General features: G+C 33.9%; 12 protein-coding genes. 11 read left to right on the forward strand and 1 reads right to left on the reverse strand.

Annotated elements, in window-relative coordinates; translation table 11 throughout:
- From fliK to X927_RS02525, 10 genes are all read left to right on the forward strand, one after another.
- Window positions 1–3,049: flagellar hook-length control protein FliK (gene fliK, locus X927_RS02480; protein WP_146026564.1), on the forward strand; the 3,049-nt coding region annotated here is incomplete at its 5' end.
- Window positions 3,042–3,704: a flagellar hook assembly protein FlgD gene (locus X927_RS02485; RefSeq protein WP_103076532.1), complete on the forward strand. Its 663-nt coding sequence runs from the start codon at window positions 3,042–3,044 to the stop codon at window positions 3,702–3,704. The genes fliK and X927_RS02485, both read left to right, overlap by 8 nt.
- 42 nt (window positions 3,705–3,746) lie before the next feature.
- Window positions 3,747–6,683: a flagellar hook-basal body complex protein gene (locus X927_RS02490; RefSeq protein WP_103076533.1), complete on the forward strand. Its 2,937-nt coding sequence runs from the start codon at window positions 3,747–3,749 to the stop codon at window positions 6,681–6,683.
- 89 nt (window positions 6,684–6,772) lie between these two features.
- Complete coding sequence (locus tag X927_RS02495; protein ID WP_103076534.1) at window positions 6,773–6,958, forward strand: flagellar FlbD family protein; 186 nt, start codon at window positions 6,773–6,775, stop codon at window positions 6,956–6,958.
- A gap of 66 nt (window positions 6,959–7,024) precedes the next feature.
- Window positions 7,025–7,804 (forward strand): motility protein A, encoded by a 780-nt coding sequence (locus tag X927_RS02500; protein WP_103076535.1) that lies wholly within the window; start codon window positions 7,025–7,027, stop codon window positions 7,802–7,804.
- 17 nt (window positions 7,805–7,821) lie between these two features.
- Complete coding sequence (locus X927_RS02505; protein WP_103076536.1) at window positions 7,822–8,694, forward strand: OmpA/MotB family protein; 873 nt, start codon at window positions 7,822–7,824, stop codon at window positions 8,692–8,694.
- Between the two features lie 26 nt (window positions 8,695–8,720).
- A complete protein-coding gene (locus X927_RS02510) occupies window positions 8,721–9,248 on the forward strand; it encodes a flagellar basal body-associated FliL family protein (RefSeq protein WP_103076537.1) in 528 nt (175 codons plus the stop codon).
- Between the two features lie 205 nt (window positions 9,249–9,453).
- Window positions 9,454–10,533, forward strand: a complete 1,080-nt coding sequence (gene fliM, locus X927_RS02515) for a flagellar motor switch protein FliM (protein WP_103076538.1) — start codon at window positions 9,454–9,456, stop codon at window positions 10,531–10,533.
- A 1-nt stretch (window position 10,534) separates the two neighbouring features.
- Window positions 10,535–11,659: a flagellar motor switch phosphatase FliY gene (fliY, locus tag X927_RS02520; protein WP_103076539.1), complete on the forward strand. Its 1,125-nt coding sequence runs from the start codon at window positions 10,535–10,537 to the stop codon at window positions 11,657–11,659.
- On the forward strand, window positions 11,656–12,297 hold the full coding sequence (locus tag X927_RS02525; RefSeq protein WP_103076540.1) for a hypothetical protein: 642 nt from the start codon (window positions 11,656–11,658) through the stop codon (window positions 12,295–12,297). The genes fliY and X927_RS02525 overlap by 4 nt, the downstream gene beginning before the upstream one ends.
- Before the next feature lie 5 nt (window positions 12,298–12,302).
- Here X927_RS02525 and X927_RS02530 read toward each other — a convergent pair whose 3' ends face one another.
- Window positions 12,303–13,031, reverse strand: coding sequence for an MBL fold metallo-hydrolase (locus tag X927_RS02530; protein ID WP_169925103.1), 729 nt, complete (start codon window positions 13,029–13,031; stop codon window positions 12,303–12,305).
- Between the two features lie 138 nt (window positions 13,032–13,169).
- Here X927_RS02530 and X927_RS02535 point away from each other — a divergent pair, with 138 nt between their 5' ends.
- The gene (locus X927_RS02535) at window positions 13,170–14,900 is read left to right on the forward strand and encodes an ABC transporter ATP-binding protein (RefSeq protein ID WP_245855455.1); all 1,731 of its coding nucleotides are present in this window, start codon (window positions 13,170–13,172) and stop codon (window positions 14,898–14,900) included.
- The last annotated feature ends 2 nt before the right edge of the window (window positions 14,901–14,902 follow it).

A 14,902-nucleotide genomic window follows, 5' to 3' on the forward strand; every position in this document is an offset into this window, starting at 1 on the left:
TAATAATAATAATAATAATAACGATTCTAACAAATTTTTAATTAAAACTGACGAAAAATCAAACAATGAATTATTAGTTACATTGAATATGAATGATTCGAAAGATTTAATAATTTCAAACACTAAAAAAGCAAAAAGCATTCATTTGGACGTTGATCAATTACTTTTACTCATAGAAACTTCTATAAAAAACACTAAAGACATCGATCAAAAGGAATTATTAACCCAAGCCCAAAAAATATTGTCTTCTCCTAAAACAGAGTTTACAGAGGACGACCTAGAAGTACTTCAAAAAGCCTTAAGCATTATCACAAAAGAAAGCAAAGATAGTAAGGGTAGCAATAGTGAAATACCTTTAGAAGGTTTAATTAAGCATTCTAAATCCACAAAAGAAACTCCCCCCACGCTGTCACAAAACAGCCTTGATTCAAAAGGTTCACAAGAAACCAATCAAATTCTTCAATCCGACATTCGAAAATTGTTACAGTTAACAGAAGAAAGCTTAGAAAGTGTAAAAAACAAAGATGAAATCAATACATTAGAGCAAGCCCAAAAAATATTATCTTCTCCTAAAACAAAATTTACAAGGTCTGAACTAGAGACATTACAAAAAGCATTTAGCATTATCATAAAAGAAAACAAAGTCATTCAGAGTAGTAATAGTGAAGAAAGTAAGGCTAATAAAAGTCAAATACCTTCAGAAGGTTTAATTAAGCCTTCTAAATTTACAGAAAAAGATCCCACCATTATGTTACAAAGAAAACTTCCTTCAAATGGTTCCCAAAGAACCAACCAAATTGTCAACTCTGATATCCGAGAATTATTATCTACAATACAAGAAAGCTCAAAAAATACAGAAAACAAAAACGAATTCAACAAAAGCGCTAATGGCATCGATGGCAAAGAATTATTAAATCAAGCCCAAGAAACAGGGGCTCCAACTAAAATCCAGTTTACAGAAGAAGATAAAAGAGAGTTATTAATTCAGGCACAAAAAATATTATCTTCTCCTAAAACTGAGTTTACAAAGGCTGAACTAGAGACATTACAAAAAGCCTTAAGCATAATCATAAAAGAAATTAAAGATAGTCAGCCCATTAACAATGAACTACCTTCAGAAGGTTTAATTAAGCATTCTAAATTTACAGAAAAAGATCCCACCATTTTGTCACAAAACAGCCTCGATTCAAAAGCTTCACAAGAAGCCGATCAGATTGTCAACCCTGATATCCAAAAATTATTACAATTAATAGAAGAAAGCTCAAAAAATACAGAAAACAAAGATGAAATCAATTTAGAAGAAGCCCAGAAAATACTAATTTCTTCGAAACCTGAACTCACGAAAGAAGATAAAAGAGAGTTGTTAATTCAAGCTCAAAAAATATTGTCTTCTCCTAAAACAGAGTTTACAAAGGCTGAACTAGAGACATTACAAAAAGCCTTAAGCATAATCATAAAAGAAAATAAAGTCATTCAGAGTAGTGATAGTGAAGAAAGTAAGGCTAATAAAAGTCAAATACCTTCAGAAGGTTTAATTAAGCATTCTAATTCCATAGAAGAAACTTCTCCTACTTTGTCACAAAAAAATCTCCATTTAAAAGACTCACAAGAAGCCAATCAGATTGTAAACTCTGATATCCAAAAATTATTATCTACAATACAAGAAAGCTCAAAAAGTATAGAAAGCAAAAATGAAATCAATACACTAGAGCAAGCTCAAAAAATATTGTCTTCTCCTAAAACAGAGTTTACAAAGGCTGAACTAGAGACATTACAAAAAGCATTTAGCATTATCATAAAAGAAAACAAAGTCATTCAGAGTAGTGATAGTGAAGAAAGTAAGGCTAATAAAAGTCAAATACCTTCAGAAGGTTTAATTAAGCATTCTAATTCCATAGAAGAAAGTCCCAATACTATGTTACAAAACAACCTCGATTCAAAAGGTTCACAAGAAACCACTCAGATTGTCAATCCTGATATCCAAAAATTATTACAATTAATAGAAGAAAACTCAAAAAGTATAGAAAACAAAGATGAAATCAACACACTAGAACTATCCCAAACAATACTAAATTCTTCAAAAACCCAACCTATAAATGGAGATAAAAAAGAGTTATTAATTGAAGCACAAAAAATATTATCTTCCTCTAAAACAACATTTACACCTGAGGAATTAAATATAATTAAAACTGCTCTTGGTATAACTACCAATAATAATCCAAAGGCAGGAAAACCTTCATCAAATACAATAGGAGAAACAACTTTTATAGCCAATTCCTTGATTAAGGGAAACATTGATAAAACAAAGAATAATAAAACTGAGAATAATAATTCTATAAAATCAAAACAATTTGATCAGAAAGCAGAGATTTCAAACACAAAAAACAACCTTGGTAAGAATGTGTATTTTGATCCTTATGAAACCAGAAAAAGCAACATCAATAAAGATAAAAACTCTGATTTACAAAAAGATAATACTGTTAAACTTACGCCACCTAGCAATTTAGAAGATACCAGCAAGAATTTAAATATCGAACAATTAAAAACCACTCAAAGTACTAATGAAATAGATTTAAAATCCTTACAAATCAACAAAAATAATATACAAGACAGTATCCCTGCAACCAATCTAAAAGATTTAAACGCTCAAATAAAGGAAGTAATTATCTCCAAAAACACTCAAACTTTTTTAAACGAAAGTTTCTCAGTCAAAATATCTCCTCCAGAATTAGGAAAAGTCGATATTCAAATCTTAAAAAACGGGCAGGCTGTAACTGTTAACATATCAACGGAAACCGAAAACGCAAAAAATATTATATCAAAAACGTTACAATCTTTAGTTGGAAATTTAAGGGATGAAGGATACCAACCTATTAGTATAAAAGTGAATGTCACACAAGAAGAACATTATTTAGCCGATCAAAATCAACAACATCAACAAGAGCAAGAGCAGAAAAAATACCATGAAGAAGATCATAATGGCGATCAGTCAGAAGAAGGAACTTACTACACCTTTGATGAATATTTAAGGAGTGATTTGAATGCTTAACTCAGTATCGATGGATTCTATATATCAAAGTACATATGATGCAAAAAAAGACAGAGAAATCAAAAAAGAATTAGACAAAGAAGCTTTTTTACAACTGTTGATTACAGAATTACAAAACCAAGATCCAACACAACCGATGGAAAACAAAGATCTTGTAGCTCAGCTTTCACAGCTTTCTTCCACTGAACAAATAACCAATATGAGCCAGGCAATTCAGGAAATGGTTAACTCCCAAATGTCGCTCAATAAATTGCAAGCTGCAAGCTTGATTGGAAAAACTGTTGTAGTGAATGACAACACTATTGACTTGCAAAGTGGGGTAGCAGAAGGATTAAACTATGGATTAGATAACAGCTCCCAAGTATATTTAGAGATTTACAATTCAAATGGACAATTAGTTTACGCAGAAGATTTAGGCATGCAAGAAGCAGGCTTACACTCATATGTCTGGAGCGGAAGAAACAACGATGGAACTATGATGCCTGATGGAGAATATCTCTATGGAATTTACACTATAGAAAATGGTCAAATGGTAGCAAATACCGGTGTAAAAACTGGAATTGTCGAAGCCGTAAAGTTCTTAGACAATGAACTTTACCTACTTATCAACGGTGAAATGTATCCTTATTCGGTAGTGAATGAGATTAGCGCCTAAAATAAAATTATTAAAAATTATTATTGATAGGAGGAGTATAACATGCTGGGATCAATTTACTCTGGAATCACAGGTTTAAGGAATTTTCAGGATCAACTCGACATAGTTGCAAACAATATCGCTAACGTTAATACAGTAGGCTACAAAGGTTCAAGGGCAACATTTCAAACACTGCTTTTTCAAAACTTACGTTCAGGAATCGCACCTCAAAACCAATTAGGTGGGGTAAACCCCATGCAAATTGGAGCAGGATCACAATTAGCTTCTATAGACAAAATAATGACACAAGGTTCTCCTATGTCTACAGGTAAAGTTACCGATCTTATGATTCAAGGGGAAGGCTTTTTTATACTTTCAGATGGAACAGATCAATACTATACACGAGCAGGCAACTTTACTAGAGATTACAACGGTTTCTTTTTAGAACCAGCAACCGGCATGAAATTACAAGGTTGGACAGCACAAGTTGATGAAGAAGGAAATAGGTTCATTGATACCAACGAACCCATAGGAAATATCCAAGTGTCAGCCAATCAAATAATGGAGGCGACAGAAACATCTTTTGTAGCTCTCGCAAATAATTTAAACGCTGGTGTAGGTATCCAGGACACAACAATCGTCGTTAAGAGTGCAACAGGTGAAAGTATACCCATCAAATTTTCTTTCACAAGGGATATGAGTAGCGAAGAAAACAAGGATAAAAATGTTTACAATTGGACGGCAAGTGTAGTTGGTTCTGATTACAAATTCGCAGTTGACGATGGTTCGGGCAATTTAACTTCAACTACCCAAATTAGCGGAAAAGTTGAGCTTGACGATACGGGAAATGTAATTAATTGGGTTAATTACGATAGCAATGGAGTCGCTATAGATAGTAGTAAGATTTCAATTTTTGACATAAACGGTGAAATAGTCGATGGAAACGGCGCCCCTGTTTCTCTAGGGGCTTCAGTCCCAGTTTCTGCAAGCCTCGAAGGAAGTATTAGTGTAGTAGACAAAGATAACAAAGCGGTTTATTATGATCCAACTAGTACAAAAGTTTCTTTTATCGATACTGATAATGATGGCTATGCAGATCGAGTTAAAATAACTTTGACCACGGAAGATGGTGATAGTTTAACTTTTGAAAAAGATGAAGCCGATTTTGCAATTGAATCTGCAGATGGAAAAATTACGATTGGTGAATTCAAAAGTTTACTGTCAAAGGGAATAGAGCATAAGGTTGTCAATGACACTGTAGATTACACCCTCAAAGGGTTGAATCTGACAGGAGGCACAGATACAGATATTCTCACTATTCAGACTATTTCCGACCTAAAATCCGAGATTGACCCTAAATCTGTAATTACATCTGCTTTAGTTCCTGCAACCCTGGAGGGAAGTATTAGTATGACAAACGGATCTGGAGATCCGGTTTATTTTCCTCCGCAAAATATAACAGTTGAGTTTAAAGATACGGATAGTAACGGCAATGCAGATCAAGTTAAGATAATTCTAAAGGATTCAAACGATACTAAGTGGACTTTTACAAAAGATGAAGCCGACTTTGCAATTGGAACTGCAGATGGAGAAATTACAATTGAAGAATTCAACGATTTATTATCAAATGGAATAACAGATACGAGTAGCACTTACACCCTCAAAGGATTGCAGCTTACAGGAGGAGACCTTTCAGATACTATCGATGTTCAGGTTCTTGATGGCGTACAATCTGTTGGTGTCCCTGTTCCTGCAGACGCCGCTACTCCTGTTTCTTCAAACCTCACAGGAAGCATTGGTGTTACAGATAACACAACGGGAGAAACGGTTTATTATGATCCCGAAGATATTGATATTGAGTTTGTAGGTACTGAAGTTTCGATAACACTCACCAAGAAAGATGAAACTCCTTTAACTTTTACAGTCGATGCAACCTCCTTTGGAGATAATAATGGAAAATTTTCAATTGAAGAATTCAACGATTTATTGTCAGAGGGGATAAAAGATGTCACTAATTTTTATACCCTTACAGGGTTACGATTAGTTGGAGACTCAGATACATATATTGTCAATAATCAGTCTCTTTCCGACTTAAAATCTGTCAGAGAGGTAATTCAACCACCTTCAGGTGGAGCAATAAGGTTCACAGATCTCAACAACCCAACCAACTTTTCAGAAGCTGAGTATGTAAACCCATCTGTTACAACGTCAACCGTAGTATACGATTCTCTTGGTAATCCTTACAATGCCTATTTGAAATTCTCAAAAATAGATGCCAACACTTGGTATTGGAAGGCAGAATTAGAAGATGGGCACCCATTATTTAAAAGTACCGCCGATGGTCAGTTACTCGACGATCCCGCCGAAGGGGTAATTGCTTTTGATTCAAACGGTAACATAGCTGCAACTCAATGGAAAATCAACCCTGACGGTACCATAGATCAAGATCTCAAAGATGGCGATAATGGAGCAGCAGGTTTCTGGTTTGACCCAGCAAAGGTGGGAGCTGCTTTAAATGAGGAGGTTGATCCCGAATCAGCAGCGGCTGCAGGTCCCGTTAACGTTTCGATTAATTTCCAAGAACTCACTCAGTTTTTTGCAGAAAATTCTATAGCGGTTACCGAACAAGATGGAAATGCCCAAGGAACTTTAGAATCTTTTGCTATAGATAACAATGGACTTATTATAGCGTCTTTCACAAACGGTTTAACAGCCCCATTAGGGCAAATTGCCTTAGCCACTTTTAACAACCCTGAAGGTTTATCAGCTACGGGTAACTCTATGTACGCTTTGAGCCCAAACAGTGGAACTCCTCAAATAGGTATTTCTGGAGTTGGGGGAAGAGGTAGTATCAATTCAGGAGCTTTGGAAATGTCGAATGTGGATTTGGCAGAAGAGTTCACCAACATGATCATAGCTCAAAGAGGATTCCAAGCAAATTCAAGGAGTATAACTACGGCAGATGCGATCCTTAATGAAATTATAAACATCAAGAGATAATTATACTCTTTATAGGGGCGGGCTGCGGGGCAAAGGGACGCTAAAACGGGTTTTAGAGTTTCTAAAGTGAACAATTTTTGGAGGTTAAGATGATTAAACTCACAAAATTAAACGATGAAGAATTTTATATAAACCCTTATCAAATTGAAAAGATAGAGTGTCACCCTGATACAACCATAACAATGATGAACGGACATGTTTATGTCGTTAAAGAAAGTATTGATGAAGTTAAGAAAAAAGTGGTAGAATTAAATAAGGAAATTTTTGGCAAATAAAGTATGTATTATTTTTGAGCAAACTTTTTATAATTGGAATAGTGCAAAACAAGAGGTGGGATAGTTGTGGATATATCGACAATAATCGGTTTATCTTTAGCGATAGTTGCACTAGTAGTAGGTGCAGGTAGTGAATTTACAACTTTACTAGATATACCTTCTTTTTTTATAACTGTGTTGGGATCTATTGGTGCAACATTCATCGCCCATCCAAGTTCAAGGTCTTTTAAAATATTTAACATTATCATTGAAGCCTTGAAAAATCCTAAGATCGACAACCTTGAAACATTAAGGATCTTATACTCGTTTTCTGAAAAAGCAAGACGGGATGGCATGATATCTTTAGAAGAAGATTTACCCAGTGTTCAAAGTGAATTTTTACGAGACGGTTTGAGAGCCGCCGTTGATGGAACAGATCCAGAAGAGATTAAAAAAATATTAGAAGTGAAGATGGATATGTACCAAGAAACAGAGGAAGATAAGATCTCAGTTTTGGATACGTGGGGAGCTATGGCTCCGGCCTTTGGTATGATAGGAACTTTAATAGGATTAGTTTTGTTGCTAGATACTCTTAGTGATCCAACAACTATTGGGCCGAGAATGTCTCTCGCCCTTATTACAACGTTATACGGTGCTCTTATAGCAAACACCATTGCTCTCCCACCCGCTGAAAAACTAAAAAAAAGGGTGGATAAAAATATCAACCAAATGCGAATGATGTTAGAAGGCATATTATCTATAGTACAAGGTGAAAATCCACATTTGATGGAAGAAAAACTAAAGGCATTTCTCAGTGAAGAAGAAAGACGTGCCTATGAGGCAGAAAAAGGTGAAGCTGTTTTGTAATGTAGAGGTGATATTTTATGCCTAGAAAGAAAAGAGAAAAGAAAGGTGAAGCTTCATGGATGCAAACTTTTAGCGATATGACTACTCTGTTGTTGACAATGTTTATCGCCTTGTTTTCTATGGCTACTATATCACCGGGAAAATTTCAACAGGCGGTTGTTAGTTTACAAAGTGTATTTGAAGGTCAACCAATTGGGGTACTAGTCGGAGGCAGAAGTATTTCCGAAGAACCTTTGATTACTTCTAATCCCGGAATTAGGCAAGAATTATTAAAAATTATAGAAGACGAGAAGTATAAGGGAAAAATCACTATTGAGGAAACGGATAAAGGGACGATAATATCTATGAGAGACATCGCCTTTTTTAAAACAGGGAGCGCTGAATTAACCGCCGAAGCTAAAGAGCTGTTGTATAGTATAGGTACAATAATATTAGAACACACATCTAACGCTATAGAAGTTTATGGTTTTACGGATGATCGACCAGTTTTATCTTCAAGTTTATATCCTTCTAATTGGCATTTGAGTGCAGCTAGAGCGGCAAGTGTAGTTAGTTTTTTTACCACTGAATTAAAAAATAGAAGGTTGGTAGAAAAGATGGCTGAGATTAATTCTGGACAATTTGATATAGATTATTTTTATAATTCAGATAGATTTTTCCCAATCGGTTTGGGAGATAGTGAAATAACGAAAGAAATTAACCTGTTAAAGACGGAAATTGATTCACGAAAATCCCTTGCATTTGATCAATTCACAAAAGGAGAAATAAATTCTGCACAGTTACAGCAAATTGAAAAAGAATTAGAAAACGAATATAATACAAGATTGAATGAATTAAGACAAAAATATAGAAGAATAGATATTCTTATACTAAGGCAAAGAGTAAGATAAATGCAAGACAGTGGAGGCGAAAGGTTTTGGAAAATGATAATATAAGTTCAGAAGAGGGAAAAACTAGAAGATCGAGACCATCTTTTTTAATGACTTTAATAATAGTCATAGTCGTTGCTTTAATAATATCAGGAATTACATCTTTTTTTATAGTGAGAATTTTAACATCAAATGTTTCTTCAAGTTCTGAGCAATCTTCCCAAGTATCCGCTACAACCCCTGCTAGAGTAGTTCTAATTACAGAAGGATCCAGATATACTATGATGTTAAAAGGAGGATATGACGTCGCTGTTGTAGATTCATTACAGTTAGATGTTGGAAGTAATCAAGCAAGAGATTTAATAACTTCCAACCGCTTAGAGGTGTTAGAGGCTATACGAATGATATTTATGAATAAAACAAGAGGTGAACTTTCAACTCCACAAGGAATAGAGCTAACTAAGAAACAAATTAAAGACACGATAAATGAAATACTGGGATTTACAGGCGAAAGGGAAAGTTTGGGAGTTATAAAGGTGACAATGATTTTAATGACTATAACAACGAGTCAATAATGATTGGTTAAGTGTAAACATTAAGGGGCAAGCCCCTTAAGATCCCCAAAACCTATTTCAATTAAAAAATTTTTTCACAACACAGCAAAAGGGTAAGCTCCTTAAGATCCCCAAAACCTATTTCAATTAAAAAATTTTTTCACAATGCGGCAAACTTAAAAGAGCTATTTTGTACAGATCAGCAAAATGAAAAAGAGGTGTTTTTATGCCTGAAGATGAAACCCTTACACAGGAAGAAATAGATAGTATTTTAAAATCAATGAGTTCTGGGGAGACTCCCGAAGAAGTTCTTGAAGAATATCAAGAAGAAGAAAGAAGAATCAAAGATTACGACTTTAGAAGGCCGATGAAGTTTTCTAGAGAGCAACTAAGAACTCTTCAATTAATTCATGAAAGTTTTGCAAGAGAGCTATCTACTTATCTTTCAGGCAGAAGCAGAACATTTGTCGATGTTAAATATGCCAGCATTGATCAAATCACTTTTTCGGAATTCCAAAAATCATTGAACTCACCGACGTTTATTGTTATTTTTTCGTCCGAAGCTTTTTCAGGAAGCGCTATTTTGCAAATGGGCTTAGACTTAGGATACGTTATAATAGACAGACTTTTAGGAGGACCAGGAAACACTCTTGAAGAGATTCGGCCTCCGACGGAGATAGAAATGAACATTTTGAGAAAAGAAGCTGGAGTTATGCTGAGAATGCTATCAAAATCTTGGTCAAATATAGAGGAATTTGATGCCAATTTGGAAAATTTAGAAACTAATCCCCAATTTGTTCAAGTTGCTCCTTCAAATGAGATGACAATTCTTATAACTTTATCTGTTACGATAAAAAACGTACAGGGATTTGTGAATCTTTGTTTCCCTTCTTCTTCGTTGGAACCTTTGAACGATAAATTAACAACAAGAATGTGGACAACCTCCTACAGACATACCGAAGAATTTAAGGAGAATCTAAGACAAACGTTGCTACTTTCAAAGTTAAATTTATCCGCAATACTTGGCAAAACAGAGATATATTTAAACGATTTTTTGAATATGGAAGTTGGTGATGTAATCCGCTTAGATTCTTTTTACGACGAGCCAATAGATTTAGAAATTGAAGAAAGACCTATATTCAAAGTGAATGTAGGTAAAAGTAAAGGTTTTTACAGTGTAAAGGTCGTCGAGAAGAATAAAGAGCTTTTAGAAAGACTTCTTGTTGAAGAAAGCATGAAAAAAAAGACAAAAAAGCAAGATTCTTCTGAAAAAAGTGAAACTACAGAAAAAACAGGAGATGAATAAAATGCCTGAAAACGAAGATCGATTTTTAAATCAAGATGAATTGGATTCATTATTAAAAGGAATAAATAACACCGATGATCCAAAACAAAAAGAAGATGATGAAGCCTCAACTGTGGATGATAAATTGGACACACTTTTGGATATGATAGGCGAAATTGCAAATATCACAATGGGTTCTGGAGCTACGACCCTTTCAACTTTGCTGAGAAGAAAGATAGAAATCCAATATCCCCAAACAAATATTATAAAATTTAAGAATATAACAACCAATTTTGAAGGAGAAAATGTTGTCGTTACAGTAGAGTACAAAAGAGGATTGTATGGTTTGAACACGTTAGTATTGCCTCTGAATTTAACCAATATAATAGCAGATTTAATGCTAGGAAAAGATGTAGAAAATATCGAAGAAAGAGAATTAGACGATATTAGTTTAAGTGCTGTTTCCGAAGCGATGAACCAAATGATGGGTACAGCTTCAACTGCCTTATCGGATTTTCTAAAAACAAATATCGATATTTCTCCACCAAACAGTCGAGTACTGAATTTTTCGGATCCAAATATAGAATTTCCTCCGATAGAAACTGACAAGGAAGCTTATGTTATATCCATAAAGTTCAACGTAAAAATCACTGGAATAGCTGAAACAACGTTCTGGCAATTTATACCCATGAAATTTGCTCAAAAGATTAAAGAACTTATGGAAAAAACTTTTGGTAAGAGAAAAGTTAAAGAAGAAGGCTCAAAAAGTTCAAATGTGGAAGAAAAAAGCAATTCTAACGTGATCAAAGAGAAAAAAGTCAAGGTTCAACCCGTAGAATTCAGTGAATTTGAAAAAAGGGAAGAACCTATCTCCCAAAATATAGATCTATCAAAATTGGAACTTTTGCTTGATGTTCCTTTAGAAATAAAAGTTGAGTTAGGATCAACTAAATTAAATCTTAGAGAAATCTTAGAGTTACATGAAGGCTCAATGATACAGTTAAATAAATTGGCAGGTGAACCATTGGATATTTATGCCAACGGAAGATTAATAGCTAGAGGTGAAGTTGTTGTTATTGATGAAAACTTTGGAATTAGGGTAACAGAAATCGTTTCATTAAGAGAAAGGATGAAAACTCTGAAATGATAAACAAGAAATATTTACTCTTTTCTTTGCTTGTTTTTTCTTCCTTTATATTTGCTCAACCAAACTTAGAAGGCATTTTAGAGAGTTACTTGGGTTACAAAAAATTAATATTTGATATTGATATTCAGTTTCAAATAACTGATATTAAAGAAATTTCCGCACAATTAAGCTATATAGATAACAGATATATAATATTTACCTTTGAAAAACCATCCTTATTTAAAAATATTTATTATTGTTATGATCTTTTCGATACGGTTTTTTACACAAACGTTCGTGATGAAGTAGATAAATACGATCAAATATCTGTACGTACTGCTACTATCCCTGAATTACTTTCATCTTTCCTACCGTTTTTTAAACCAGAAAATTTTGATGTAGTGGTGACAGAAGAAGGGGTATATGAGATTCAACAGTACATTCCGAAAACCAGAAATTTCTTAAAATTGCTTAATATAGACTTTACCAAATTCAATATTTACTATTTTAAACCATATGAAAATATAAAGATTCTAGAAAAGTTAGAAATTTTGAATTCCGAGGAGAATAAAAAGATCATAATAGACATCAAAGAAATTGCACCTTTGTCTGATGAAGAAGGAGATGCCACACTGAACAAAATTCTAAAATCTTCCTAGTTTCATTATAAATGAGCTAAATCTGGCAAGGAATAATCTGCGTACCTTTTTTCCATATCCTCCCCGTTTTTCTTTCTTTTCAAATAGCTCAATTGTTCTCTCAAAAGCTTTTTCCCTTCTGGTTTCCCATGCCCTGGAAAAACCATTTTTATATCTAGGGAAGATAAGCTATTTAATCTAGATATCCACTCGTCAACATTGGAATTAAGAATTTCTGCATGCACCTTAGAAAATACTAGATCACCACTTATCAAATATCCTTGTGGTTTAAGGATATAGATTGTTGAATCTAAAGTATGTCCACCTATATTTTCTGCTGATAAAATTTGTTCTTTTAAGAAAAGAAAAATAGAATTCTCAAAAATGACGATGTTTTTTTCTTTTAAGGCCTCTTTGAAATTGTTGAAGTTATAGTCCGCTATCTTTGAACTCTCTTTTAAAAAAGTAGTATCCAAAGTATCAAGAAAGTCCAATGTTTTTCTGTTCATATATAAATCAAATTTACGTTTGCTAAAAATAGCTCCAAAGGTGTGATCAGGGTGAAAATGAGTGAAAAAAACTTTTTTTAATTTTTTTGAAGTACGTTCTTCTACTATTTTAACCATATCTTCAAACTTTCTTGGATAAAGTGAACTATCAAAGGCTATCAATCCATCATCATATTCTAAAAACGTAACAGAACTTGCACCATTTTCGAACCAAAAATTATAAACGTTATCGTAACTTTCAAACACAAAAATCACCTCTAAAAATAAATAATTAGCGCCCCTTTTTTATTTTTTAAGTTCTCTTATATTTTTTCGATGAAAATAATTGATATTCCTTGAATCACGTGATATAATTTTGTTAGGAATACTAATCAATTTGGGTAGGTGAATCTTTTGATCAAAGAGTTTATTAAAAAATACTGGTGGAGATACCTCATTGGAATTCTCTTTCTTATCACCGTTGATATCATTCAGCTGTTTATTCCAAGACAAATTGGAAGCATAGTAGATCTACTAAATACTCAATCCCCAAACCTTAACCAAATTAAAACATTGGTGTTTGGAATAATCATGTTAGCTCTAGGCTTAGGTATTGGTAGAGTTTTCTGGAGGATTTCAATTATTGGAGCAGCCAGACTTTTTGAGTATAAAAGCTGGAAGAAAATGTTCAATCACATCATCGGATTGGACCAAGATTTTTTTGACAAATGGAGAACAGGAGATTTGATGACTCGGTTCACTTCTGATGTTTTGATGTTAAGACGTATGATGGGGATGTCGGTTATAATGCTTGTTGATACTATAACAATGACAACTTTAACCTTATTCGCAATGGGTACTTTCGTGAATTGGAGATTGACTTTTATTTCGGTACTACCGCTTCCTTTAATAGCAATTATATCACTCTTTTTTGGGAGATTCATCCACAGAAGGTTCAGAGAATTACAAGAAAAAACTTCGGAGTTATCAAATATAACCGAAGAAAATGTCTCTGGTGTGGATGTTGTAAAGTTGTATTCAAACTATGACACGATGCAAGAGATATTTGACACTAAGTCTCAAGAATTCTATAATTCTTACATCCGCTTGATAAAAGTTTGGGGATTGATGTTTCCTTTAGCGATGTTGGTAGGACAATTAGCAACTATCTTTGTTTTCAATTTTGGTGGACCAATGGTAATAAACAACCAGATAACCCTTGGAGACTTCATAATGACAAACCAATATATAGGAATGTTGATATGGCCAATGATGGCGGTTGGAAATTTAATCAACCTAATACAAAGAGGAAGAGCCTCTTTAAGAAGGGTTAACGAAGTTTTAGAACAAAAAAATTCAATAAAAGAACCTCCAAGAAAAGATTTCGAGTTCCAGGGCCATTATCAAATCAACCATCTAACGTTCAAATATCCAGGTTCACAAAGGGTAGTTTTGAACGATGTAAACATGAATATAAACCCTGGAGAAATGGTAGCCTTTGTTGGAAGAATAGGTTCAGGAAAATCTACATTAGCAAAACTCCTTGTTAAACTATACCCAGTTGAAAGAGGACAAATATTTTTGGACGGAAAAGATATAAACGATGTAAACGGTGAATTTATAAGAGACAATGTCTCGTATGTACCACAAGATAGTTTCTTATTTTCAATGACGATAAGAGAAAATATAGCCTTTTCCGATGAAAAAATAGAAGATAAAGTGGAAGAATTTGCAAAACTTTCTCATGTACATGATGATATAATGAACTTTGAAAATAAATATGACACAATAGTGGGAGAAAGAGGGGCTACACTTTCAGGTGGTCAAAGGCAGAGGGTTACTATAGCGAGGGCTCTAGCTAAAAGATCAAAAATGATAATATTAGACGATTGTCTTTCCGCTGTGGATACCGAAACGGAGGAAGAAATTATCAAAACACTTAGGCAACAAGCAAAAGGCAAAACAATCGTCGTTATATCTCACAGGCTCAAGGCGGTTAAAAATGCCGACCAGATTTATGTATTCGATGATGGTCAAATCGTTGAAAACGGTAGTCACAATCAGTTGATCTCACGAGAAGGTATTTACTATTCGATGTACATGAAACAATTAATAGAAAAAAATTTGGAGGAGTAGAG

The organism is Petrotoga mexicana DSM 14811 (assembly GCF_002895565.1).
Lineage (GTDB): Bacteria > Thermotogota > Thermotogae > Petrotogales > Petrotogaceae > Petrotoga > Petrotoga mexicana.